The sequence below is a fragment of the Nitrosomonas communis genome, assembly GCF_900114745.1.
Lineage (GTDB): Bacteria > Pseudomonadota > Gammaproteobacteria > Burkholderiales > Nitrosomonadaceae > Nitrosomonas > Nitrosomonas communis_A.
In genome coordinates, this window is sequence record NZ_FOUB01000032.1 from 16298 (window position 1) to 41475 (window position 25178).

Annotated in this window: 18 protein-coding genes and 6 pseudogenes; 16 read left to right on the forward strand and 8 right to left on the reverse strand. The window is 45.3% G+C overall.

Features of this window, described 5'->3' with window-relative positions; translation table 11 throughout:
* Nucleotides 1–826: 826 nt before the first annotated feature.
* The 3 genes and pseudogenes from BM122_RS23335 (at nucleotide 827) to BM122_RS12225 (ending at nucleotide 2322) form a co-directional block, all read left to right on the forward strand.
* Complete coding sequence (locus BM122_RS23335; protein WP_177198121.1) at nucleotides 827–1216, forward strand: hypothetical protein; 390 nt, start codon at nucleotides 827–829, stop codon at nucleotides 1214–1216.
* Nucleotides 1176–1427: a protein NO VEIN domain-containing protein gene (locus tag BM122_RS26080; RefSeq protein WP_177198122.1), complete on the forward strand. Its 252-nt coding sequence runs from the start codon at nucleotides 1176–1178 to the stop codon at nucleotides 1425–1427. The genes BM122_RS23335 and BM122_RS26080 overlap by 41 nt, the downstream gene beginning before the upstream one ends.
* Before the next feature lie 140 nt (nucleotides 1428–1567).
* A pseudogene (locus BM122_RS12225) lies at nucleotides 1568–2322 on the forward strand (IS5 family transposase).
* Between the two features lie 39 nt (nucleotides 2323–2361).
* Here the strand turns inward: BM122_RS12225 and BM122_RS12235 are convergent.
* Nucleotides 2362–4305, reverse strand: coding sequence for a gluzincin family metallopeptidase (locus BM122_RS12235; protein WP_074905821.1), 1944 nt, complete (start codon nucleotides 4303–4305; stop codon nucleotides 2362–2364).
* Nucleotides 4306–4414: 109 nt separating this feature from the next.
* Nucleotides 4415–7201, reverse strand: coding sequence for a caspase family protein (locus tag BM122_RS12240; RefSeq protein WP_074905822.1), 2787 nt, complete (start codon nucleotides 7199–7201; stop codon nucleotides 4415–4417).
* A gap of 750 nt (nucleotides 7202–7951) precedes the next feature.
* Here BM122_RS12240 and BM122_RS12245 point away from each other — a divergent pair.
* The 5 genes from BM122_RS12245 to BM122_RS12265 all read left to right on the forward strand — a co-directional run bounded on the left by BM122_RS12245 (nucleotide 7952) and on the right by BM122_RS12265 (nucleotide 14029).
* Nucleotides 7952–8401, forward strand: a complete 450-nt coding sequence (locus BM122_RS12245) for a hypothetical protein (protein WP_083398475.1) — start codon at nucleotides 7952–7954, stop codon at nucleotides 8399–8401.
* Between the two features lie 459 nt (nucleotides 8402–8860).
* Nucleotides 8861–9559 carry a zinc metalloprotease gene (locus BM122_RS24165; protein WP_074905824.1) on the forward strand — a complete coding sequence of 233 codons (699 nt, stop codon included), beginning with the start codon at nucleotides 8861–8863 and terminating at the stop codon, nucleotides 9557–9559.
* On the forward strand, nucleotides 9504–10544 hold the full coding sequence (locus tag BM122_RS12255) for a DUF8189 domain-containing protein (RefSeq protein WP_218152067.1): 1041 nt from the start codon (nucleotides 9504–9506) through the stop codon (nucleotides 10542–10544). The genes BM122_RS24165 and BM122_RS12255 overlap by 56 nt, the downstream gene beginning before the upstream one ends.
* Before the next feature lie 193 nt (nucleotides 10545–10737).
* The gene (locus BM122_RS12260; protein ID WP_074905826.1) at nucleotides 10738–12672 is read left to right on the forward strand and encodes a DNA/RNA non-specific endonuclease; all 1935 of its coding nucleotides are present in this window, start codon (nucleotides 10738–10740) and stop codon (nucleotides 12670–12672) included.
* A gap of 175 nt (nucleotides 12673–12847) precedes the next feature.
* Nucleotides 12848–14029 (forward strand): S8 family peptidase, encoded by a 1182-nt coding sequence (locus BM122_RS12265; RefSeq protein WP_074905827.1) that lies wholly within the window; start codon nucleotides 12848–12850, stop codon nucleotides 14027–14029.
* Between the two features lie 583 nt (nucleotides 14030–14612).
* Here the strand turns inward: BM122_RS12265 and tnpA (BM122_RS12275) are convergent.
* From tnpA (BM122_RS12275) to BM122_RS26575, 3 genes and pseudogenes are all read right to left on the reverse strand, one after another.
* Nucleotides 14613–15110 (reverse strand): IS200/IS605 family transposase, encoded by a 498-nt coding sequence (gene tnpA, locus BM122_RS12275; RefSeq protein ID WP_256212030.1) that lies wholly within the window; start codon nucleotides 15108–15110, stop codon nucleotides 14613–14615.
* 129 nt (nucleotides 15111–15239) lie between these two features.
* Nucleotides 15240–15584: an IS110 family transposase gene (locus BM122_RS12280; RefSeq protein WP_218152068.1), complete on the reverse strand. Its 345-nt coding sequence runs from the start codon at nucleotides 15582–15584 to the stop codon at nucleotides 15240–15242.
* Between the two features lie 216 nt (nucleotides 15585–15800).
* Nucleotides 15801–16765, reverse strand: a pseudogene (locus tag BM122_RS26575) (IS3 family transposase); the annotation flags it as partial.
* 60 nt (nucleotides 16766–16825) lie between these two features.
* Between BM122_RS26575 and tnpA (BM122_RS12295) the strand changes: the two are divergent.
* From tnpA (BM122_RS12295) to BM122_RS24180, 4 genes and pseudogenes are all read left to right on the forward strand, one after another.
* Nucleotides 16826–17025: pseudogene (gene tnpA / locus BM122_RS12295) on the forward strand (IS200/IS605 family transposase); the annotation flags it as partial.
* A gap of 392 nt (nucleotides 17026–17417) precedes the next feature.
* Complete coding sequence (locus tag BM122_RS12300) at nucleotides 17418–20180, forward strand: Tc toxin subunit A-related protein (protein ID WP_074905829.1); 2763 nt, start codon at nucleotides 17418–17420, stop codon at nucleotides 20178–20180.
* A gap of 640 nt (nucleotides 20181–20820) precedes the next feature.
* Nucleotides 20821–21135, forward strand: a pseudogene (locus BM122_RS26085) (transposase).
* A gap of 16 nt (nucleotides 21136–21151) precedes the next feature.
* Complete coding sequence (locus tag BM122_RS24180) at nucleotides 21152–21334, forward strand: transposase (RefSeq protein ID WP_218152071.1); 183 nt, start codon at nucleotides 21152–21154, stop codon at nucleotides 21332–21334.
* Nucleotides 21335–21497: 163 nt separating this feature from the next.
* Here the strand turns inward: BM122_RS24180 and BM122_RS12310 are convergent, their stop codons facing one another.
* Nucleotides 21498–21773 (reverse strand): transposase, encoded by a 276-nt coding sequence (locus BM122_RS12310; protein ID WP_074905830.1) that lies wholly within the window; start codon nucleotides 21771–21773, stop codon nucleotides 21498–21500.
* 65 nt (nucleotides 21774–21838) lie between these two features.
* Nucleotides 21839–22237: a LexA family protein gene (locus tag BM122_RS12315; protein ID WP_074905831.1), complete on the reverse strand. Its 399-nt coding sequence runs from the start codon at nucleotides 22235–22237 to the stop codon at nucleotides 21839–21841.
* A gap of 77 nt (nucleotides 22238–22314) precedes the next feature.
* On the opposite strand from BM122_RS12315, the gene BM122_RS12320 reads away from it, so the two are divergent.
* Nucleotides 22315–22599 carry a DapH/DapD/GlmU-related protein gene (locus BM122_RS12320; protein WP_218152072.1) on the forward strand — a complete coding sequence of 95 codons (285 nt, stop codon included), beginning with the start codon at nucleotides 22315–22317 and terminating at the stop codon, nucleotides 22597–22599.
* Between the two features lie 664 nt (nucleotides 22600–23263).
* Here BM122_RS12320 and tnpA (BM122_RS12330) read toward each other — a convergent pair.
* Nucleotides 23264–23658 (reverse strand): annotated as a pseudogene (gene tnpA, locus BM122_RS12330) (IS200/IS605 family transposase).
* A 191-nt stretch (nucleotides 23659–23849) separates the two neighbouring features.
* On the opposite strand from tnpA (BM122_RS12330), the gene BM122_RS25175 reads away from it, so the two are divergent.
* The 3 genes and pseudogenes from BM122_RS25175 to BM122_RS25185 form a co-directional block, all read left to right on the forward strand.
* Nucleotides 23850–24104, forward strand: coding sequence for a thermonuclease family protein (locus tag BM122_RS25175; protein WP_256212032.1), 255 nt, complete (start codon nucleotides 23850–23852; stop codon nucleotides 24102–24104).
* A gap of 8 nt (nucleotides 24105–24112) precedes the next feature.
* Nucleotides 24113–24304, forward strand: a complete 192-nt coding sequence (locus BM122_RS25180) for a thermonuclease family protein (protein ID WP_256212033.1) — start codon at nucleotides 24113–24115, stop codon at nucleotides 24302–24304.
* A gap of 514 nt (nucleotides 24305–24818) precedes the next feature.
* A pseudogene (locus BM122_RS25185) lies at nucleotides 24819–25178 on the forward strand (transposase); the annotation flags it as partial.

A 25178-nucleotide genomic window follows, 5' to 3' on the forward strand; every position in this document is an offset into this window, starting at 1 on the left:
CTGAATCGGATATCGAGCTTTCCGCAATAATGGACTATCTTCCCTTCTGCTTATTCATTGATAATTTGGTTAGAATAAAAAAGAGGGGTAATTGCCTGAAACTGATCACCTTCGATGGTGGATTAGGATTAAACGTTAACCGGGATGGATGCTGAAAAATTGGTGAGTTAAATAAACGAGGTAGTCCCCCGGCTTTGCCGGGGAACTATTAAATTAACAATGACAATCGTATCAGTTTGGTTGCTTTAAATGCTAAAAGTATTGAAAATATCTGAAAACTATATGATTACTTATTAGACACCACAGCAACTAACTTTATCTGGAAGATATAATATGCCAACATACTGTGTTCAGAAGGTCCACTATGACCATCGAGCGGATTTAGCTCCCATCTAAAGTACTCCCGAACAGCTACCCGAGAGGAACACGATCAATTCCTGAATTTATATCGCGAAGAGGGCATCGGCGGATACGGTTTTCATGAGTGTTTGAACTTCGCTATGTCAGAGATAGAGCCAGCAAAATTATATATCCCACCTACATGTATTCCGCATGAGAGAAGGCACAATGATGAGTTTGTAATTTTTTCTATAACGTCTCAACAAGATAGAGAATTACCTTCTCATATTGTCGGCGTCCATGCAGCAATGTGCTTTCTTTCAGAAGTAGGCATTCCTCGTGCTTTAGATCCGATAGATATAAACGAGGAGCCATTGCGATACCATGCGGAAGGGGTAACAGAATTTACGACAATATTTGCTACATCTGTCTTATAGAACTTTCGGCAAGGTAGGCCCACACCTCAATATCACTCTGGGGCAACGGCTTGCAGTGCATTGAGGCAGGACATGCTGAAAATATTCTTATGGATACACTTCAGGCAGCGCTGGACGAAGAAATTAACCCGTTAACGCCTCGTGGACTTGTCCTTGTAAGAGAAATTGAGGTTATCGAGAGGATTCAGCAGCGTTATTTTGATATACATCCTCCGCACAACCTTCCTGTGGGGAATATCCACCTGCTACCACCAGACAAGGATTTAGGTCCTCTGGGAGAGGAGATTGTGTTTTTGCGTGAAATACAAGAAGTAATAAGAATAGGTCTCGGTGCGAATGTGGTGGAATGGGTATCACAAGCTGTTTCACAGACTCCATACGATATTAAGTCAAAAAAGGATGCGTGGTGGACTTGTCGAAGATTTTTATATCGAAGTTAAGGCAACAACTGATAATGGAGGCGGAAATATTTATTTATCTTCTGGCCAATTGAATTTCCTAGAGGAGAATAACGATAACTCGGCGCTTGCTGTAGTGATTTGCGGTAATGATCGAGAAGTTTATAATGTTATTTATCGGACACTACAGGAGATTCGGAAAGACTTTCAGTTTGAACCGATCAAGTTCAGACTAGAGCAAAGAGGCGCCTGACAAATCTTTGTCGCAGGTCCACTCAAAGCGGGTTGACAGCTGAACTCTAGGGTCTGTTGACGTTTTAAGATAAGTATTTCATAAATAAAAGCAAACTCGTAAGATTGGGTTTCCTATACCCCCAACAAAACGAGTTTGCGATGCCGCGATGGATGCTCAATGATGAGTTCTGGTCGAAGCTGGAGAAGATTCTGCTTCAAGAAGCGATGGATAACAAGCGAAATCTGCGCATGACAGTGGAAGGAATACTGTATCGAATGCGGGTTGGCTGTCCGCAGTGAAACCTACCCAAGGCATTCGGCTGCTGAAATTCCATCTATAAAAGATTCAATGCATAGTCATTGAGCATGAAAGGGTTCCATATTTTCAAAGCATTGGCTATTGATCCGGATTGGGAGTGGAAATTTATTGATGGCAGCTATGTTAAAGCACATCAACATAGTGCGGGAGCAGCAAGTCAAGAATCGCAAGCAATTGGCAAAAGCCGTGCAGGCAATACAATACCACAAAGATCCATTTAGTGGTCGATGGTTATGTCTTGCCAGTTGAGTTTGAAATTACCGGTGGAGAAGTCAATGACTGTTCTGCAGCACCTGATTTGATTGCCAGGCTGACTGACGCAAAAGCGATGGTTGCGGACAAGGGCTATGACAGCGAATAGATACGGGAACAGATAACGAAGAAGGGGGCTCGGGCTGTGATACCAAGAAAGCGCAACTCGTGGATGGGGAATGCAGATATGGATTGGGGTTTATATCGATACCAGCATTGGGTGGAGAATGCTTTTGCCCGGCTAAAGCAGTATCGGGCAATAGGGACACGATACGACAAACTGAAGCGAAATTATGAAAGTATAGTAGCTATGGTGTGTGGATATCTGTGGCTACCTATGTGAAATGTCAACAGACCCTAGACTATCATTAACTATCCGCTTTTAACTTGGATATTTATAAAAGTGTAGCCACTTAAAAAGTGGCTCCTTTAGCACATATTTACCATTTTCGATTTTCCAGAAATATTGGCCTGCAGGGCTTTCCAAAAATTCCAAACGCCTCTCTTGCCTTCTCTTACCCACCACACTTTTAGAAATCGCATAGCGTACTTCCCCTTCCGGCCCTAAGATTACCGTCACTCCACCGTAAAACTCGAACGCTGCCTTATTATCCTTGCGTGGTATCCTACATCGCTGAGTAATTTCAGCAACAAGATCGAATACGACTTGCCCATCAGGTCCTACTCGCCTTGCCGAGCGAATCGATTCAACAGAAGGAAGATCAACGACAGCCCCTTCTAAGCGAGGATCGTTCTCAGCCACCAACCCGAATTCTTCCATATATTCTGGACGAGAGACGAACTCACCAAGGACACATGCTTGCCTACGCAATTCCTCTGGCCCCGCTGCAGAGGCAGGGTCACCTTGAAATTGAAGGTGGGCAAAGTCGAGTTCTGTCACTGGCCCACAAGGTGTTCTCGTGGAGCGCCATAAAAGTGAGTCTTCTGAGAGGTTACTCACATAGCGTGGATAGATCATGCGCCGTAGAAACGCATCTATCAATGCCTCGCGATAACCCCAGACATCATCTGGCACCAAGTCGTAATCAGCCGTAATTATTGCCCTCAAATACTCTCCAAACCTTAGATCAACAGGAGGGCAATAATCTATTGCGCGGATCAGAACTGATAGGAATTGACTTGCTAATTTACTCGCTTCGTCAGCCAAAATATTTTGAAGATCCACTGGAAGCTCACCCTTAGGCAATATACCTGAGCCCTGTGTAGCCAATCGTATATATCTTTCGGTCTTACGTTTATAGACAGTAAGAAAAGCTTCAAAAATCGCAGAAACCAAAACTTCGCCCAGCTCATGAGGTTCGAGTATTGGGTTATAGAGTTTTGGGGGTTCGGTGCTGATCGAGCTACGTAATGCCCCATTCTTTCCAGTAGAATGGCCAAACTGATGAGCAAGATCAGTCAAGAATTTCGCTTTCTCGATTCTTCCACCCGAAGTCGCAAGTGCTCTTATCACAACCTCTCTATAACTAAAATGCTGAAATAACGCGACCAAATCAGCGAACGCCTCATGAAAAGCAATGACATCGGGTCCACTCGGCAGGTTGAGGCTGGACCGAAGGCCATCCAGAATTGCATGAGTCAGTTCGTGAGCAATAATGTCATGTGAGAGGCAGGTGAAGACAAAGCCGCCAGGCAATGTGCGATCAGTAGGCTGATTTTCACTGGCTCGATAATAGCCGAAGCATAACTCACCAAGTTTTTCATCATAATAAGCATTCTGTTCCAAGAATGCATGCGGACGGAGATAAAGCTTATCCTCTTCGCTCTTTCTTTCAAATCCCCAAGCAATTTGGCGCCCAAGCGCACTTCTGAAAGTGGAGTAAACATTGCTGCATACCGCATAAACCATTTGCTGATGGAAACGAGGATCGGAAGGGGTGGGATCCTGGCCGTGTTTTATCAATAAAGCCTTATCATCGAGATCGACGCGGCAGTAATGCACATGCTGTGCACCATCATAATTGTCCACTTTGAAAAACCTGCCCACCGGCCCTGGTTCCAAGGGTTCATAGGGAACATTTATTAAAGCAATAGAGCCTTCCAGGCGAGAGATAGCCGGATCGAGCGCAAAAATACGCAGTGGCCGATAAAGCGGATCTTCTTTTTGCCGTTTTAGGGGAATCGGAGGGATTCTCTCTACATTTTTTCCTAAAACAAAACGAGTTCCCAATCCCGTCCATACTTTTTTTGACTGCCTATTACTGGGCTCTTCTGCTAATATGGGCGTGTCTTTTTCCCTGCTCTGTGCCTCTGCCGAAATAGCTTGTGCTGTGGAAGCAATATTCTTAAGGGAGTCATCTGTCATATAGTAAGTTGAACCTATCTGCTAAATTGCACCAAGCGTCTTCAAGCAATTATGTATTCATGCTTGAACCATAAACATTCCTATTCATATGTTCCAACAAATTACCCAGCTATCTATTGAAGATACTCAACGGTTGAAGCAGGTGCAAAGCTTTGGCAGAAGGAGCACAGTAGAGGCGTGCATGTTGCCGAGGAGTGCTCCCGAACTCAGCCGTTACCCGTTGCTCGAATTGTTCATTAGATAGCCCATCCATGCCAAACTGTAATACGCGCAAGGCGCGTACCGTAAACTCGCCATGACCATCACTTTCCCAAGCAACTTCGCTGGAAAGGCAGGCTGAGAAGACGACTTCCCTCATCAAGCTGGGTCCGCCTGAGGTCAGCGACCTACGCCTATTCAGGTTCTGGCGAAAGTGGCGGTGAGCCTGCTTCAGTTCATCTGATGCGACAATGAAACGCGGACGTTCATCAGCATCAGCAACATTGGCACCAGGCGTGGTCCCAACCGCAAATCGAGAGATCGTTCCGGAATGACAGCAATCTATGAAGCAGGTAAGATTGACACCGCTAGGTAGCTGGTTGAAGATTTCACCTATATCGTCATCAATTAGAAAAGCCCCACCGGCAAAATCATATGGGCAAATTGCTTCATCCTCATTAGCGCTATCTCCACCTAACTCATCCCTATTTACATCTGGTAATTGGGTACCATGACCCGCATACTGAAATACGATCACATCACCCGGCCGGCTTGATGTCACGAGTGAGGTCAATCTTTCTATGATATTGGCTCGAGAGGCTTTTTCATCAAGAAGCAAGAGAGGCTCTTCAAATCCCATGCGCTTAAATGCATTCGCCCAAGCTTGCGCATCTGCGACGCATCCGAACAGTGGTGCAGTAGGATACCGGTTTATCCCAACACAAAGCGCTCTATAGCGTCCTGTTTCTTTGGTAATGATTGATGTCGTGCTAGGCGTCATACTACTCGTAGATAGCGGTTTAACTACAATATCCGGAGCTGATGCAAGTTGGATCTGTTCCGGCCAATCGACTTGATCATTCCACAGTTCGGCTTTACGCATACCGCTTTGTTCTGTAATATATTCGAAAATAGAGTCGGCGTCTGATTTGCCAAGAATCCTTCTAGCGACACTTCCCATGGTAGGGCCATCATCATCGAAACCGCCATGCGTTTGGGAAGTGCTCGCATTGCGGCCTTGAGTGCTTAATGAAACCGACCAGATTACTTCACCGGAAGCATTCGGTATGCCAAGACCAAAGAGCTTCTTAAGCTCAGAATCGCTCCTGATACTTTCCTCCAGCCCGAGAATGGGCGCCTTGCGTTCTGCCTCAAGCGCTGAATAGATGAGATAGAGTAGCGACTTGCGATAGACCATAGCACAATTATCATTTTGCTCGAAGCTCTTGTTCATGGTAAATATGCTGAGCTGATTGATACCCTTCCCAATGCGATCTGCCAATTTTGCTTTAAAGGTATCAACCCGAACGGCTGGCGCCAGAAAGTGCACGGACTTAAAGTAAGGAACTTCAAGATCAAGCGCTGCTGGTATGAAATAACAATGGAAAATTGAGCCAGCGCTATGGCCGACCGCATGCAACTCGACTTTGTCTTTATGAGCGTTACAAAATTGACTGATCTTCTCGGCTACATACCATGCCCCACCTTCACTACCGGCATTTGACGAGGAGGCTAACTGGGCGCTTAATTTCATACCACTCCAGATGCGCGGTCCCTGCAATGCTCGCACAGTCTCTTCGATCAAAAGATCCGTGGTATGATCAAAAGCATCACGTGGCAGAGCACGTATGGCACCTTCACGCGCGCGTCTAAGGAGCTGTGCTATTGTCTCAAAGGCGCCCGTTTCCCATATGAAGTAGATCGGATAAATACCATTCTGTAGCCACCAATCGATGTGCTTCTGGGCAATCTTTAAGCCGGCCGATTCTTTCACCAAGCCACCGTGGGCAAAAAACATGATGGGTAATTTCATGAGTTGCGTTTTATCCAGGGCTTTTGGTAAGTGTTCCTCGAAGATGGCATCAATATCACCACGTGTTGTTTTCCACTCGCCTTCTGAGGAAAATTCTCCCATATTCAAATTCACCAGATGTGGTCGAAGCATCTCAAGCATGACTGGAGTCAAGCCTGATGGCCCTCTCGTTGCCTCAGAGGTTGTCTGCAACACTGCTCTTGCTTCTGCTTCATCATGACTTAGCTCAGCGTCTGCCGGCTCTTCTCCTGTCGGCACCCGTGAGAGAGAGTCGAGCGCTTCCTTGATTACTTGGCTAATCTCCAGCGCGCTCTCTACAAAAGGAGCATCGCTCAAATCGCGTGCAAATACTCGTGCTTTACCCAGAGAGGAATGCAATTCTCTCACTCGACTCACAATATCAGCAAAATTAATGCTGTTTCCCGGGCAAGTCTTTGTTGACATCGCGTTGTGGAAAACGAGACTTTCTGGTGCCAGTTGAAATTTTTTTTGTACGCGCGCAATAACCTCAAGTGTGGTCTTGAGCTGCTCTCCCTCCAGCTTATCATTGCCGTAATCAAAATTGCCAATTATCCCAAACATAAGTGGCCCAGCTATTAAGTTCCCATTGTGGCCTTTAGCACTAACTGGCGGTGAATTCCAATTGCGCCCAAGCCAAATGCTGCCATCGGGCGCAATCGTAATATGCTGGGCAATGTCTTGCCATCCCTTAGTTTCGGTATGATAGCGCCACATCCCGACAATAGTTTCATGACCTTTATATTGAGCATGATCCGGTTTCCAGGTGTGATGCATGTGGACCGCATTGATCTTGCGAGTGAAAGGAAATTTATCAAGTAAGACAGCATATTCCTCACAAGTAAGTTGTTTGAAAGGGACGGGCATTATAATGATCTCCTGATCAAATAAATTTCATTTCTGCTACATCATCAGATTTACGGCCTTATCAATTAAACTTTTGCTGCTGAATTATGCTAAGGAATTAATAACAGATAAACAACAATGCAAATGCATACATTTTTCTCAGTATGAGTAACTGGAATAAAAATAGATCAATAATATATCCAGAGATTGCTTGACGTTCTCGCTACAGTACACTTCTAACAAAAAGCCACCTATGGAAATTCTGTAACTTGGTTCAATAGGATTGACTAACCCAGTTAAAATATAATTGTAACTATAGCAAAACCAGCTAGAAATGATTCAAAGAGTATTCTCATTGTCTCATTTAGCAGAAAAGGGCATACGCCAAAGCACTGTGTAAACAACAAAACCAAACCGTTGAGATGCTCTTCAAATCCTATAGATTCTGAATCATTCTTAACTGGTTACGCTATACTTACTCCACCGACATAATTAAAAAGGTTCTTCCGGAAATTGCGTACATAGGCTCAGTGACAGATTAAAGAGATGATGGAAAAGTAGAGCAAGACAGATTGAAATAGCACTATTTTTACTCATGAGGCTGTTTTCAAAATGTCGACGAGTTTGGCTTGATCACGTTTTTGGCATAATTGGTTATTTTCATCAAAGTACGCGTTATATTGCGCATGCCATAGTCGTTGCAATAAAGAGGATCAGTGGCGTCTAAGATGCTCTGTTTGCCGAAGTCGCAATGTATTGTGTCGAGGAAAAGTGATTCGTCGCTTTCGAACGATACCGATAGGTCAAAAGGCAGTATTTATTGATCTTCCAGTCCAATGGGTAGAATGCTCCAAGTGCCGTGCAGTGCGTCAGGTAAAGGTACGATTTGCCGGTGAACGTAAAGGTTATACTCGTGCATCCTTTCGAATCTGCCTGATTCCAAGCTTGGAACTTTCAACATACTTCAAAATCGGGCTGTGCGTTCTCTCTGTGCCTCTCTATTCCATTTTTAAATCAAACTTGACTTTGTCGGCTTCATCTTGCCATATTATTATACTGTCTGCGGCTCGCCTTTGTGTCATTTTTGATTTAGAAATGGAATTAAGCGGAGGGGCAAAAAATGATTTGAATTCAGCAATTTTTGCTGACAATCGACACATATTTTTAATTTTTAATCACTTATCAGTAATAGAAAATGTATGCAAATGTATTATTGCTTGAATTTTTGTTATCACTTAGCATGATCACAAGATTAGATAGAAAAAAAACGTTTATTTTTCCTATACATGCGGGATAACATGTACTGTGTACTTCGAATAAGGTCTTTAAAATCCAATTAGGGCGTAAGGAAAGTAACATCGAGCAACCCATGCAGTATATTGATTAGTATTACAGTTACAGGCTCTGGATAGCTGAAGGGGATTGCTTCCGCCCAGAACGGGTCAGGTATAGCAAAGAAACGTGCGATTCTCCAAGCTTAGTTAATAAGTATAACTGGTTAATAGATAGGATAGTATTTCTCTGTAAATCTCTTGAGACTGATAGTTAAACACGTTTAAACGAATTAGATGACTTTCAGCCATCTTTTTTATTCACCCATACCAAGGAGGGTGCTTACTATGGCTATAAAAAAATCTTCCCAAACAAAAAAAAGGTTGTGGTTGTAAAGAAGACTACAGCATGCCGGGTTCAGCCAAGACCATGGAAACAGGCAATGAACAGTCGGAGGCGGTTCACACCATGCCAGGAGAAGGTTTGAGCAATGAAGATATTAGCAGAATACTAAGCAGTGGTATGGGCGGCGGTAGCATGAACGGTGATAAGGGAAACGAACTCAGCAGCGGCATGCCTGGAAGCAACATGAGTAGTGACAAAGATGGCATGGTGGGAGATAAGGGAGGCGATACCAGCAGCGGTATGCCTGGAGGCAATATGGATGGTGACGGAGGTGGAGGTGGTAATGATGGAGGCGGAACGCCACGTTCAAGGAGTTGTGCCACGATGGATGTGCACCGGAGGTTATTGTCGCGCTACCCATCCTATGCGCGAGCTAGGGATGAAATCGAGAATCTGGCGTTTCAATACGCAATGAACCCTGAAGCGGTTCAGCGTCCCGGCGTAACTCGCATTCCCGTTACTGTCCATGTTGTATGGAATACTCCCCAACAAAATATCTCCGATGCACAAATTAATAGCCATATCGACATTCTTAACCGCGATTTTCGTCGCACCAACCCAGACGTGAACAATACACCAGCACTATTTCTGCCGTTGATTGCAGATGCGAGGATTGAATTCTTCCTTGCCAATATAGATCCTAACGGTGCTCCATCCACAGGAATCGACCGTAGCAACGACTGTCGCTTCTTTCAGCAGTGATGATGCTGTGAAATCCCAGTCGACTGGCGGAGCTGACGCTTGGTCGGCCGATCGTTATTTAAACATATGGGTTTGCCAGCTGGGAGGTGGGTTACTTGGTGATGCTCAGTTCCCTGGCGGTCCTGCAGCAACTGATGGTGTAGTGATCCTACATTCAGCATTTGGAACTACTGGAACTGCCTCACCGCCGTTCCATCTTGGACGCACGGCAACTCATGAAATCGGCCACTGGTTGAACCTCAACCATATATGGGGAGATGACGGAACGGGATGTTCTGGCACAGATAATGTTGCTGATACACCTAATCAGGCTGGAAGCAATGCTGGCACCCCGACCTTTCCTTTTGTCTCATGCAACAACGGACCTAACGGCGATATGTTCATGAACTACATGGATTACGTCGATGATCCTGCGATGTTCATGTTTATGGCTGGCCAAGTGACACGTATACAAGCTTGCCTTGATGGGTCACGCAGTCTAATTGGAACTGAGGCCGGCGTTCCACGGCAGAGTTCTTCACCAGTTGCGGCTTGGGGAGCGAATCGGCTCGACGTATTTGTATTGGGCAGCGATCGCGCGCTTTATCACAAGTGGTGGAACGGCTCGGCCTGGGCGCCCTCTGTAACAGGTTACGAAGCCATGGGCGGAGTCTGCCTCGGCGATCCACGGGTTGTATCGTGGGGAGCAAACCGACTTGACGTATTCGTTATCGACACCGACAAGGCGCTCTATCACAAATGGTGGGATGGCTCGGCGTGGGGACCGTCGTTTGCCGGTTTCGAGCGTATGGGCGGCATTTGTGTCGGTCAACCCGAAGTGGTGGCCTGGGGTCCAAATCGGCTGGATGTATTTGTGACCGGCACGGATAGCGCACTGTACCACAAGTGGTGGAACGGCTCAGCCTGGGGCCCTTCAGTCACCGGTTACGAGACCATGGGGGATAATATCCTCGTTTTGAATTTTAAAATACAAGGGTGGGTTTGACGATTGATAAACAACAAAAGTCACTAATTCCATTTCTAAATCAAAAATGACACGAAGGCGAGCCGCAGACAGTATAAATAATATGGCAAGGTGAAGCCGACACAGTCAGTTTTAATTTAGAAATGGAATAACTCAAAAAGTCAGTCTCGAGCTTTACAAGAGGTAATTTAACTTTCTAATTTGTGGAGGTTTTATGCTCAAGGCACTAGAACGAACAAGCCAATTGGTTCAGCCAGGTTCTAAACTTGCTGAGCTAATCTATCGTAAGGCTCAACTGGGGATGCTTCCGAATCAGAAACTTTTAGGCCTTTCGACCGATGAAATACAAGCAGCCTTGGAAGGCCGTAGATCAGCTCTAGAAGCAACACAGCAACACGAACGTGTAATCGAGGCACGTGCTCTTGGTATTGAAGCGATTGTCCGTCAAGTCGCACGTCCTTCGCTCTTGGTAGAAGATGGAAAGATTTCACTAACTGACACCGATGGGTTTCCTGATGATCTCACTTCCCACCTGCAAAGAATTTCTGACGTCGTTTCACGAGTAGGGCGTGTTGAAATTCTCAACCATCGGATGGATTGGGCGGGTACGGGTTGGGTTGTGGAAGACAGGATAATTATCACCAACCGTCATGTAGCCGAGTTTTTCGCAGGGCCAATGGGACCTGGTCGATATGGTTTCTTGTTAAATACCGTTAGTGGTCGAACATATGGATCGAAAATAGATTTTCGCGAGGAGTATGCACGACCAGAGGTCGTCGAAGTAAAGGTAACAGGGATTCGATATATTGCTGGACCGGGTGAGCCCGATATTGCGTTGCTTCAGATGGACGAATCAGCCACTCTGCCTCTTCCATTAATATTGGCTGCTAAAGAGGTCCAAAGAGATCAATTAATCGCTGTGGTCGGTTATCCAGCATACGACAGTCGAAATGATCAGCAAGATATTGCTCACTATTTCGGCAACATCTTCAACAAAAAGCGATTTGCACCAGGGTATATCACACAACAGCCAGCATCTGGGCAGGATCTGATGCATGACTGTACAACGCTGGGAGGTAACTCCGGTTCCGTCTTATTTGATCTGGAGACGGGCGAGGCGATTGGGTTACATTTTGCTGGAAATTACCTCGTTGGAAATTACGCTGTGCCTGTCCGTGCGATTAAAGCAGCCTTGGCTGGCGTGCGCACGATGATTTCACTCGCTACCACGGAAAAGGTTGAGGAAAAGGCTGATGGTAGCCATGATGCTGAATATTTTCTGGGGAGAGATGGTTATCAAGTTTCATTTCTGGGAGCAGGCTTTGAAGTGCCTCTGCCAGACTGCAATGCGCATCATAATGATTTGATTCAGGTTTCCGGCACAAATGGTGAGAAAACAGTTGAAATAACCTATCGACATTTTAGCGTGCTGTACTCGCGCAGTCGTCGCGTACCCAGACTCACTGCTGTCAACATCGACGGTGCAACTCATAAGCGTATTAAGCGACAAAAGAGTGGAGACCAATGGTTCTTCGATCTTCGCATAAGCCCTGAATTACAGCTCAACAAGAACGATTATGGCCTTTCTCTGATAGACCGAGGTCACATGGTGCGGCGTGAAGATCCGAACTGGGGCGCAATTGAGGAAGCGCAACAGGCTAACGATGATACTTTTCATTACACTAATGCTGCCCCGCAACATTCTCGACTCAATCAAAACAACAAGACTTGGCTCGGACTAGAGAATTACATTCTAGATAATGCACGAACCTTTGGCTTACAGGCATGTGTTTTTACTGGGCCTATTCTGAGAGAAAATGATCCTTTATTAGAGAATACCAACGTTCAGATACCGCTGGAGTTCTGGAAGGTTGTAGTGGTACGGGACGCCGAGCGAAATAAATTGCATGCAACTGGATATGTACTTGGGCAAGGACAGCTGGTCAGGGACATTACAGAGGGATTTCTCTACGACGAGTTTGGTACTTATCAGGTGGCCATTACTACCATCGCTAAGGCGAGTGGCATCAACTTCAAGGGATTAGAAGAGAATGACCCACTTGGTAAGCGCATCCGAGAGGAAGAAGCTGCAGGCGGACGTTTGATAGCGATTCCAATCAGTTCAGAAAGAGATATTTACTTTGGTTAAAAGTAATAGCTATTGCTGGTTTTGTTTCGTTTACGAAAGAGGATTAAATAGAATGACGAGACTATAGAGGGGGCTTTATGCATGGTGGATTTGTTCTGCTCACGTAGCTTGCTTGCTGATAACTTATAAAAGTTGTACTTCAATCTTAAATCTATCTTTAGATAAGGAGATACTTATGAAAAAGAATTACATTATTTTACGTTCTCCATCTGCAATCTCACGCGATACACTTCTAGGACCTCCTAATTTACTCACCGCTGAAGCTTCCATGAGTGGCTCGTTATCGGTGGAAATTGAACATATCGAACGCCGACAGATTCCTGCATTGACCGAAAAACGGGACGTGCTGGCTGTCGCTCCTTCTATTCCCATGAAGCTAATTGCTCCGCTTGAAGTTTCAGCAGCACCTGCTGCAGAAGATGTCGCCTGGGGAGTAAAGGCTGTTGGTGCGGACACTTCCCCATTCAGTGGCAAAGACATTACTGTGGCTGTCCTCGATACGGGCATCGATGCAAATCACCCTGCGTTCGCTGGAGTAGAAATTATCGAAAAGGATTTCACTGGCGAGGGTAACGGTGATCAGCACGGCCATGGTACCCATTGCGCTGGGTCTATCTTTGGACGAACTACCGAAGGCAAACGAATCGGTGTTGCAACGGGTGTTAATAAAGCTTTGATTGGTAAAGTGTTGGGGCAGAATGGAGGATCCAGTGAGTCCATCGTTAGTGCCATCCAATGGGCGGTAGAAAATGGCGCTAACGTGATTTCCATGTCGCTGGGCATTGATTTTACCGGATTTGTTAAGGAGTTGGAAGAGCAGGGGTTTCCGCCTGAATTAGCAACTTCCCGAGCCCTGGAAGGTTACCGAGCCAATGTACAACTTTTTGAAAGAGTAGCATCCCTAATCAGAGCTCGAAGTGCTTTTGGACAGGCATCTGTGATCATTGCCGCCGCTGGCAACGAGAGTCAAAGGGACGTTGATCCTGATTTTGAGATCGCTGTTTCTCCTCCTGCGGTGTCCGAGGGTATTATTTCAGTTGCTGCCTTAGGGCAGGGGGCGCAGGGTTTAACAGTGGCCTTTTTCTCAAATACCGGTGCCAACATTTCAGGACCCGGTGTGAACATTACCTCTGCCAAACGAGGAGGAGGCTTCCAAGTGATGAGTGGGACTAGTATGGCCACACCTCATGTCGCTGGTGTTGCAGCTCTTTGGGCTGAGCAGATCAAGAGCGTCGGCATTCTTAGTCCCTTGTCATTGGCAGGTCGGCTTGTTGGTAGCGCGACCCTTCAGGGTTTACAGCCCGGGTTGGATCCTTTTGACATCGGCATAGGCCTGGCTCGTGCTCCCCAAGCCTAGCCGCGCGATAGATTCTGATAGGTCAATACTAACAGGAGGTCAATACGAGAGGAAAGATATAGCAGGTGATCTTTCTCCTCCTAATCTACAAATAAGCGGGAAGTGTAGTTTGCTGAGTTCTTAACAGAGAATTCAGGATGACCAGGAAAAAACTACCCCTTACGTCCTTCTACGAAATGGACGATGAATTTCATGATTATGATTTATTCGATTTATTTGATTGAAATCCAGATGGAATAGATAAGGAGAAGCAATGAAAGTAACAATTACTATTGAGGAGGATGTCGAGGGAGTCTTGTCTCAGATTCAATCGACCAGGTCACCCCATGAATGATACTTCCCGCTAGTTTAGTTCAACAAGGGGTATCCGCCACTAATAGGATAATAGCTAATGTAAGCTTAGGGAAGGTGATGGATAATCGCTCTTCATTTTTTCGCTTAACATGAAGGAAGGGGCAAGACATGAGCATTGATGAGGCGATTGACTATAGCATATCCCCTATAAATTGATTATAATTTACGTATGACCTATCCGATATCATTTCGCCATAAGGTATTATCCGTTCGAGAGAAGGAGAACCTCTCAATCGCGCAAGTGGCGCAGTGTTTTGGTGTAGGGGTCGCCAGCGTGATGCGTTGGATTAAAACTCCCGATCCCAAGACCACCCGTAACAAAGTGCTCATCCTCTTTCTCTTGGTGCTGGATATATTCTCTGACCATCTCTTCATCTAATCCTACCGTGGATACAAAATAACCGCGTGCCCAAAAACTTTCACCTGTGAAATTTCTAGATCTCCCCATAAACTTCCGCGCTATCGATATTGCACTTTTCCCTTTGATATACCCTACTACGTAAGATACCGAGTATTTCGGAGGAATACTGATGCACATGTGTACATGATCAGGCATCAGGTGCCCTTCTACTATTTGGCAGTTTTTCTGCTCCGCTAATTCGCGCAATACCTTTCCAAGGTGTTTTCGTATCATTCCGAATATCACTTTCTTCCTTCTTTTCGGAATAAATACGACATAGTACTTACAGTCCCATGTCGTATGCGTCAAACTCTGATAATCTCTCATTTGATTCTCCTAGCTCTTGATCAAGCTAAAAGAATCACGGTAACCGTATCACACGGTCAAACCTTTAATAATCCCCCGGCATAGCCGGGGGATTACCTTATTTATTTAAATCATTTTATATGGGATCTGCTATACTGTGCGTGCTGCACTCTCAGCATCAGTCGGATCGGATTTTCCTTGAAGTCGGCGCTTGACACGATCAGGGCGATTGACTTCCCATACTTCCATACCCTGTTCGCGCAATAAACGGGCAAGACCCGCGCCATATGTTCCTGTACCTTCAACGCCAGCACGCCGAACCTTTCCTAATGATCGTGCCCACGTCAGTAATTTCAGATAACCTGCTCTATTAGTCGGTATGGAAGTAAGTATCCCTATCACTTTACCTTGATCATTGATGACCACGCCAACGTGGGTATCTAAAGGGGTATCAACGCCAAGAATAACTTCATTTTTAACCAGTGTGCCGTCCATATGTATACTCCTTAATCAAGATTAGTGCATTACCAACCCCAGTTACCGGACAGGACACTCACGGTGCAAATCAAGGCTCCTATTAGGTCACGAGTATTGCGCCCGGCAACGCTCGGGGAATGCCTGGACCAGATCGACAGGTCAACGCAAAGGCACTTCGCCAATCCCAGCACGGGTCAGATCAAGTCAGGCATTCCATGACATATTAAACTGAGTGTCCCAGCCATTGCCCTTCCGACTCATGCTTTGTTGGATGCCATGCTGCTTTAGTAATTGCCGGTGACTTTCTGAGGCGTATTGGCTACCCCGATCGGTATGCCATAACAGGCCTTTGCCGGGTTTACGTTTCCCAATAGCCATCTGGAGCGCATCGTTGATTAACTGTGTTTTCATATGCGCGGCCATTGATCAGCCTACGACCTGCCGAGAAAACAAGTCGATTACGACCGCCAGATACAACCAGCCTTCCAGGGTATGAATATAAGTGAGATCGCCCCCATATACCTGATTTATCTGATCTATGGAAAACTGACGATCCAAATAATTAGGCGCAATAGGCAATTCATGCTTTGAATGGGTGGTAGCTTTAAATCGACGTTTGGTTTTACAGACCAGTCCGGCTTGCTTCATTAGCCGGCTTATTCGACGCCGACTCACGGATCGGCCTTGGTGAGACATAGCTATTTTGAGACGGCAGGTGCCGTAGGTATTCCGGCTTTTTTCAAATGCTTTTTTTACAATACCGCTGAGTTGCTCGTCTTTTCATTTCCTGAATGAAGGCATTCGATGCAGCCAATCATAGTAAGCACTCTGTGAGACCTGTAAAAACCGGCACATCGATAACACGGTGAATTCACCTTGAGGCTGTTTGATCCAGGCGTACTTCACCGTTGCTCCTTGGCAAAGTACGCGGCAGCCTTTTTTAATAGGTCGCGCTCCTCGGTCAGTCGGGCAACCTCTTTTTTTAGTCGCTTTAACTCTTCATAGAGATGTTCGTCAGTGCGCACTGCCTTTATGTTATCCACCGGTCGACTGTATTTACTGATCCAGGTAGGCAAGGTGTTTTCATTCACACCAATTTCCCTGGCGGTTTGGGCTACCGGTTTACCCGATTCAATGGCCAGCTTTACCGATGACTCCCTAAATTCAGCTGTATAGACTTTGGGTTTTTCTTGGGTCATTTAAATACATTCCTGCTTTCAGCTATTTTTAGGAATGTGTCCAGTTTAGTGTAGCCACATCAACGGATAAAAGGACGAACATCGAGCTATCTGTTTGAAGAATTTCCTCACCTTAAGAAGAAGTACTGGGGAAGGCATTTTTGGGCGCGAGGGTATTTCTGCACGACAGTGGGTCAGATGACAGAAGAGATGATCAACAATACTTAGAGAATCACTTTGAGCCAAATCCAAACGATAATTTTAAAATGGAGCCGGAATAAGACGCGTCGTTTAGTCGACGCGTATCCGGACTTTCAGTCCGTAACTCTAACCCACCGGCTTTAGTCGGTGGTTGTTTAGTTGTTAGAAATCAAACTACTATTGTTTGCAGGTGATTTTGCTGAACACCTGTTGGATACTTTTTATTTTTTAACTTAGAACTAGTATGTCATTGGAGTTTCTTATTAAGAATACTAACCAGTAACCTGTTGGATACTTTTTATTTTTTAACTTAGAACTAGTATGTCATTGGAGTTTCTTATTAAGAATACTAACCAGTATACAGATAAGTCTATTTCACGTTGTTAGCACGATAAGATAATAATTCAATAAGACAAAGCAAGCATAGAGCTATTTGAAATGCAGCAATTGATAATCAGGAACGGAGAAAAAAATGAAGGAACATTCAAAATACGCACCCCGCCCGGATGTACTTGGTAATAATCGACTGACAAATACAGTGCGTGATGCATTGGTCCATGCGAACTCCACACCTTTATATCAGGTGGAGAAATTGAATGAAACTGAAATCGTGCTTGCGCGAGTAGAAGATTATCTGGGAAAAGGACATTTCGGCGCTGCTTTACGCGAAGCGGACACTTTGCGTATAGATGATTCCGCACTTGCCGAGCATTACGAATTTTTGAGGTTGGAAAAAACAACCCGGGGCAGTATCGGTATTGCCGATCGTTATTTCATTCGTGGTGATAAAAGCAATGCAAGACGGTACTTCGAGCGTGCTTTGCAACCGAATACAAATAACATGTCAGTCATAAGAGTTACACAGACTGCTGAACGCGTATTCGATAAATTACTGGACGAACGCAAAGGTTTACTTAAAGGGCTGCGGGACAGCATTCATAAAGAATCCTTTGACCAATGGTGTCAAAAAAAGCGTAAGTTACAGGATTTTACTGTAGTTGATGCCGCTGATATACGTCAGGCCATTTTTACTGACTATCACCTGGAATCGGTTTTCGGTGAACTGCCACCGATTGATCCAGATCCGGGATATCTTGATCCACTACCCGCGGAAACCGAATTTATCGGGTTTACAGCGAGTGTGCCAGGTGCAATATTTAGCTCCGCAAGTCCCGGTGAGGAAGCCGCTGCTCCTGAAGACAATCGCTTGCGAGCATCAGTGGCGATGCCGATTGTTAGTAATATTCTTGTCGCTAAGGTAGGGCTGTTTGCATTAGATCATGGACTCAGCCCCAATGGACAAGCTGCTAGTACAGTACCGTTGTTCCGCTACGAACACTTGCGTGATAGTGCACAGCAAATCATTTCGCATATTCAATCGATTGAATCACGCATGCTGCCAATACAGTTAGAGTTGGATAACTTTGCCGAGGTCGTAGATGCGATTCGACGACCGTTGGCTGAGCAGGAAGCTGAACTTGAGGCGGTAAAACAGAAAATACACGACCTGACTGAAGCATTGGTGAAGTTGGTGCAAGCGGAAAAAGCCATGGCTGAAGCGGTGGTGCTACTACACAATGCCCAGGATGAATGCGAGTGTGACTGGTGGTGTTGGGTTGTGGCTGTTCTGAGCTTTGCCGCTGCCGCTGCGATCGTTGCAGTTTTTGCCATTGCAGCATCGGCAGCAGCACCAGTGATTGGACCGGCCTTTTTTGTCGCCTTGGGTTTATCAGTGCCGGTTGCGTTATTCGCAGACATGTTTGTTCTTACTGGTATTAATACGATAACCTGCAATAATGTTGGGCAAATTGGTGATGCTGCTGAACGCACATTAAAAGGACTGCGTCAGACCATAGATGATGTAGAAGCTGAATTAAATTATGCGCTCATGCGAAAAGACGTGTTAATCGCGAATATTAACGGACTTAACAACAAATTATCGGAAGTTTACGAGAGTAACGCGGCACGAGTACTTGATGCCAAGACTCTGGATCTTATTCAATCTCAATATAATAATCTTCGCCAATCTTTGTTAACACGGGCACAGTCTGTAGCAAAACTTGCACAAGATGCTTTTAACTTTGAACGGGATGCCAATGTTCATCTGATAAAGGAAAGCTATTTTGATAGTGACCGAAAAGATTACACCGCTGTGGAAAGCCTGCAGCGTGATCTCGGCGGTATGGATTATATTGACCTCACCGGCCGCACACAAAAGGCCTTACAACTTACTCATGTTATTTCACTACGAAAACACTATCCCATGAGTTATATTGCCATGCAGCTCACCGGATGTGCGCGTATAACGACGACTTTAGCAGAATTTGATCGTTGGTTTCCCGGTACATACATGCAACGCATCAAGGAAATCAAAGTAGAAGTGATGGTACAAAACCAGGTAGTTGCCGCGCGTGGTTATATTTCTAATGATGGCGTTTCGTTTATTCGTTTTCAGGACCCAGGAGACAAGCGAAAAATTGATAATGTTGAGGTATTTGTGGAACCTGATCCTGATATTGAAAGGCTTTGTTACAAGCGCCTGCAGCGACGCAGGCATGTAGATACTATGGCATTTCCCGATTTTGATTCCTATTTGTATAAGGATCGTCGTCGGAAGCTACAAGAAAAAGAACGCAATTTCTTCGAAAATGTTGGACCAGAGAGCAGTTGGATACTTGAACTATTACCCGAGCAGGTATTTGAGTTTACGCAAATTTCTGATGTGCGGATATATTTTCAATATGAAGCTTTTTTTGATGAAAATTTGAAACATATACTGGAAAAGAAACGTTATCAGGATAGGCAGGAGAGTGCTGCGCTATCCATTAGCAAAGCGTTGCAAAGTAAAGGGGAGTCCACAGATTTTTCAGATACCGTAAGAATAAAAATCACCAGGGAAATGTTTGAAGTGCCAGTTGTCGATAAAAAAATCGTAAATGTTGGGTTTCTGGTCAAGCCTAAAGTAGATGCTGCTTTGGAAGGCATCGCAAGACTTGAAGTTTCTCTAGAAAACCCAGCACCCATCCAGGTGTCGACCAATGAGCAGGGTATTGTCGCTACCGCCAAAAATCATACGGCAGGTACAGGACTGGCCGAACTCGAAGCTATGGCACATGGCAAACCTGTGGAAGGTACATGGACGGTTAAAATAGCGGATCTGCCTAATAGCATAAGCACAGATGCAATTCAAGATATTTTTCTGTTATTGAATTATGAATTTGTGCCGGCTACATAAAACGAATTGTGTAGATACATCGCCCGTAATAAGCCTGAGAATTATAGGGACGAAATTTGAGTTAAGGATGATCTCTGCTAAGAACGTGATATAAACTGAAAATCTAAACAACAAAAAATAAACAACAGAATCAATGCAAAGGGTAAGTCGGTTGTATGGCGGCAGTTTATAATAATGTGAGTTCGATATAAAAAAGCTGTAAAAGGAACCTGAATTCCTTATGATGAAGTAATTTTGGAAAAGAATTTCATCACTGGAGGAGTCAGATTCCCATGGATACCACAACGATTTTTTGTGCAAGTGACGAATTTTGTAAAGAGTTTGAGCCACGGTGGGAGCCGCGCTTATTAGAGTCGTCGCTGAAACGGCGTCGGCAGCAAGAAGCGCTGTGTCTAAGAAACTGTTTGGAAATTATGAGTTCTGGATTAATGGAACGTCTTTTTTGCTATTAGCAGACAATATGATGAATCTACAAAAAAACGGAAGAAACGTTATCCGAGCAACCTGAGTGAGGGAGCGTTGCGTTATTTGAAACCCCATCTGCCAGTATCAGCTGTGGGGAGGCCACGAGAGTTGAGTATGCGTCAGGTGGTCCTATAACGGGACATGGGAACGTCTTCATCATTGGTTGCGTTCTCGCTTGCGAGAAAAATGTGGCCGACACAAACCTCCAACGGAAGGTTGCCTGGACAGTCAAAGCGTCAAATGTACCGCAATTCCTGGTCAGCGTGGTTTCGATGCAGGCAAGAAGATCAATGGTCGTAAACGCCACATTCTGGTAGACACACTGGGATGACTGTTGGCGGTGGTAGTCACTAGCGCCAGTGTGCAGGATCGTGACGGTGCCCGCCTGCTGTTGCGTCACTTGCCGGGAGGGTGCAAAAAATTGAGGAGGATTTGGGTAGATGGTGGCTATGGCGGTCGTTTAATAGAACTGGGTCGCACAACGGTTTAAATTCTGTCTGGAGGGGGTGTTGCGCCCCAGGGAAACCAGGAAATTTGTGCTATTGCCTTGTCGCTGGGTAGTCGAGCGCACTTTTGACCGGCTGAACCATTCACGCAGACTGAGTAAAAGCTATGAGCGCCTCACCCGGACGGATGAAACCTGGGTTTACATCGCCATGACCCGCATTATGTTGAGGCGCTTGACATAAAATAGGAGTTTCCAAAAGTTTCTTAGCCTGTCACCAGGCATAGTAGGCACTTGCGCTAACTTCCATCACACGACACAGCACGGTTACCGGATATGTCTTCTGTTGCACCTGAATAAACCCGTACTTTATTCGGCTTCTTTCGCAAAGAAGAGTGCGGCCTTTTTTAATACTCTCGCTCCATCCGCAATGGTTCATTTTCCTTACATAAACGCAGCAATTCGGATTGATCTGCCAAACTCAATCCCGGCTTCTTCGCTATCGATTCAATGCCTGAAGGCTTGCGCTCCGCCCGAACCCAGCGCCTCAAAGCACTTAACGATATGCCCAGGTGCGCAGCAGCCTGCTGTTGACTATTATAACCTTTCTCGAGAACCAACCGGGCTGCATCCTGTTTAAATTCCAAACTATATTTGAGCCTATTGTGTTTTATCTCACTCATTTAGAGCCACCTCTTTTGACAGTATATAATCTGCCTTTAGATGTGTCCGGAGTTATTAGACCATTTCAGGGGGGATAAGCTGGGTTCTCAGCGTGCAGTTCGATCACGCCATTGCAGGCATACAATCGTTTGACCGTATATTCATTGTTAATCACCGCCAGTACGATATGCCCGTGTTTGGGTTCGACTGAGCGATCAACCACCAGCATATCGCCATCGTGGATATGGGCACCCGTCATGGAACTCCCTATGACACGAAAGAAATAGGTCGCTGCTTTATTGCGCACCAGATAATGATTGAGATCCAGTTCCTTCTCAACATAGTCGTCTGCCGGAGATGGAAACCCGCCGGGAATTCGATGCTGCAATAACGGCAGGATGCAAACGGCAGGGTCAAGCTTTGCTCGCTGCAAGACAGGCAGAGCCGATTCGCTAGTTGGTTCAACTGGAACAATAATGGTCATGACGATTTTGTGACTACGGCTCAAATATCTATCTGGGGACTCGCGTATATTTTAACTTCAACTGCACCGTTCTTGATGTGTGCGAGGTTGGCATAGGTGACTATACGCTATTTGGCCCAGGCGTGCAGATTCTTACACCGTTACATCCGTTCAACGCAGATCTACGTAGAACGCAGGAATATGGAAAGCCCATCGAGATCGGAGCGGACGTATGGGTGGGTGGTGGAGCATTGATTTTGGCCGGCGTTCATATCGGATCCCGAACAATTATCGGGGCGGGTAGTGTCGTGACGCGCGACGTTCCGGAAGGCGTACTTGCCGTCGGAAATCCATGTCGAGTGATTCGCGAGGTTTTGGAATAGTTGCCATGGCGATGGCTTAGGTGTTTTATGAGGAGGGTTTCTATATCGATTCTCATCGATGATGATGGCCGTCTCGATGGCTTCCTTTCCAGTGCCGGTGACTATGCCCTCTATGGCCTCCACCTCGGTAGGCATTGTCGAAATATCTATGTCCACCATGGATATGCCTATGCCCCCCAAAGTACCTTTGATTAAGGTAAATTGATGGGTGATATCTGTACCCAAATGAAAATCCTCTGTAATATCCCGATCCTCCGTAATAGCCTGTACCTGGATAATAGCCTGCTGCTCTAGAGTATCCCATTCCTGCGTAATAAGAAGGAGCTACACATCCGCTGAGAAGAAAAATCAAAATCACGAATAAAAGTGAGATAATTTTTTTGCCATTCATGATGCACTCCTTATAACTATTTCAAATGAAATTCATCAATAAATTTGATGTAAGTAAAATTTCATTTGTTATAAATATTGTATAGATTTCACCCTGAACAGTATCTGAACGCAAAATAATTCCCAATCAGCATTGAAGTAGCTCATGTTATTGCCTGAGTAGTACCAAATAACGTATCAATGTGTTGTAGTTTACTAAACAACCACCGGCTAAAGCCGGTGGGTTAGAGTTACGGACTGAAAGTCCGGATACGCGTCGACTAAACGACGTGTCTTATTCCGGCTCCATTTTAAAATTATCGTTTGAATTTGGCTCAAAGTGATTCTCTAAGTATTGCTTGTCATCTCTTCTGTCCTCTGACCCACTGTCGTGCAGAAATACCCTCGTGCCCAAAAATGCCTTCCCCAGTACTTCTTCTTAAGGTGAGGAAATTCTTCAAACAGATAGCTCGATGTTCGTCCTTTTATCCGTCTCATGATCTCACTCGGAGCCATCTCCGGCGGACAACTCACTAGTATATGCACATGATTCTTACTCACTACGCCCTGTATGATTCTGATTTCAAATGCTTCGCACGTCTGACGAACCAACTCTCGAACCCGTTCTGCTACCTCTCCTTTCAGAATCTTATATCGATACTTCGTTACCCATACAACATGGTATTCAATCTGATAAACCGTATGATTTCAATAATCCATGCCACACCTCCTATGTGGCATATTCTCGCAGCTAAAGCTGACCGGCTAAAGCCGGTGGTTTTAACCTAATGATGGATAATAAAGACGGATATCTAGTAAGGCGGTGAGACAATTAATTAAGGAGGTAAGGATGAAAGAAACAAGCGAGCGAAGGCTTTATAATGAGTTTCATTAATTTCAAAAGAGTTTTATTCCTGGTATTACTATGCATCGCGTTCTTGCCGTTATTCGCAGTGGCTCAGGAACATATCGGGCGTGTAGTCGGGGTAGCGGATGGTGACACGATCACTATACTGGATGATCGCAAGCAGCAAATCAAAGTGAGGCTCGCTGAGATCGATACACCAGAATCTGCACAACCCTATGGGCGCGTGCCAAGCAGGAGTTATCGCGACTTGTCTATGGAAAAACGGTAAGTGTCAAAGTGCAGGATACAGATCGCTATGGGCGTAAAGTAGGACGTGTTGATGCAGATAATATCGATGTCAATGCAGAAATGGTAAGACTTGGTGCAGCTTGGGTGTATCGAAAATATACCAGTAATCAATGCCTCTATGCTTTGGAAAAACAGGCTAGGCAGAATAGAGCAGGGTTGTGGAATTTACCGGAAGCCTAGCAAGTTGCACCTTGGGAATGGCGGAAGGCGAGGCGGTAAAGCGCGAAGTCTGTGTACTTCACATCTGTAGCTCTGAAAGAATGAATGATGTGCCTGCTTTTCTTTATAGTTATCCTGTTTTCTTCGTTTCAGGTTCATTCAACCGAGACTCATAAACAGATCGTGGAAGGCTTGAAGCCCCACAGCATTACGATCATTGGTGAACGTCATAAGCGTCCTGAATCTATCCAATTTTTCCGGGAGCTAATATCCAGATATTTACAGTAAAATAAATGCCTATCTGTTGCTCTGGAGATTGCCAGCAATCAACAGGCAACTCTAGCCCTAATATTGCACGAAGGGAAGTGGCAATTCCCTATTAATTCTTTATAATTCAGTTATCTACGCTGAATAAAGGAAAGGAATTGCCAGTGACAAAGTGTACCCGGGAATCATTTAAATTTCCAGATGTAAAGAAGCGTACTGTTGAAGTGAATTTCCAGGGTGGTGATATTACATCAGATGGTGGCGGCAGGTGGATAAGCACACTGGGCTGAGTAAAGCGGTTGCTCAAGTACTGGAAGACAATCGTCGGCAGGCAGGTTGCCAGCATGGTAGATTGGCGCTATTGCGCCAACGGGTTTATGCATTGGCATGTGGTTATGAGGACCTCAATGATCATCAGCCATTACGCTATGATGTGGCGATTCAATCAGCGGTTGAACGCGAAGAGGTATGAGCGAGCAGTTCCACTTTGTGCCGCTGGGAGAACCAGGCGAATCGACTAACAGCCTGGCATATTCATCAAGTGATGATAGAACGGTTTGTGGCTTCCTTCAAACGAGTGCCCAAAGAACTGATTCTGGATTTTGATGCTACTGATGATGCGGTCCAT

Coding starts and splice junctions, on each gene's coding strand:
- BM122_RS12310 (WP_074905830.1), bottom strand. CDS start 21,773: ATGAGTGAGATAAAACACAATAGGCTCAAATATAGTTTGGAATTTAAA.
- BM122_RS12260 (WP_074905826.1), top strand. CDS start 10,738: ATGCTCAAGGCACTAGAACGAACAAGCCAATTGGTTCAGCCAGGTTCT.
- BM122_RS12235 (WP_074905821.1), bottom strand. CDS start 4,305: ATGACAGATGACTCCCTTAAGAATATTGCTTCCACAGCACAAGCTATT.
- BM122_RS12280 (WP_218152068.1), bottom strand. CDS start 15,584: ATGGACGGCACACTGGTTAAAAATGAAGTTATTCTTGGCGTTGATACC.
- BM122_RS12315 (WP_074905831.1), bottom strand. CDS start 22,237: ATGACCATTATTGTTCCAGTTGAACCAACTAGCGAATCGGCTCTGCCT.
- BM122_RS26080 (WP_177198122.1), top strand. CDS start 1,176: ATGCGTGGTGGACTTGTCGAAGATTTTTATATCGAAGTTAAGGCAACA.
- BM122_RS12300 (WP_074905829.1), top strand. CDS start 17,418: ATGAAGGAACATTCAAAATACGCACCCCGCCCGGATGTACTTGGTAAT.
- tnpA (WP_256212030.1), bottom strand. CDS start 15,110: ATGAGAGATTATCAGAGTTTGACGCATACGACATGGGACTGTAAGTAC.
- BM122_RS12265 (WP_074905827.1), top strand. CDS start 12,848: ATGAAAAAGAATTACATTATTTTACGTTCTCCATCTGCAATCTCACGC.
- BM122_RS25175 (WP_256212032.1), top strand. CDS start 23,850: ATGAGTTTCATTAATTTCAAAAGAGTTTTATTCCTGGTATTACTATGC.
- BM122_RS12240 (WP_074905822.1), bottom strand. CDS start 7,201: ATGCCCGTCCCTTTCAAACAACTTACTTGTGAGGAATATGCTGTCTTA.
- BM122_RS24165 (WP_074905824.1), top strand. CDS start 8,861: ATGCCGGGTTCAGCCAAGACCATGGAAACAGGCAATGAACAGTCGGAG.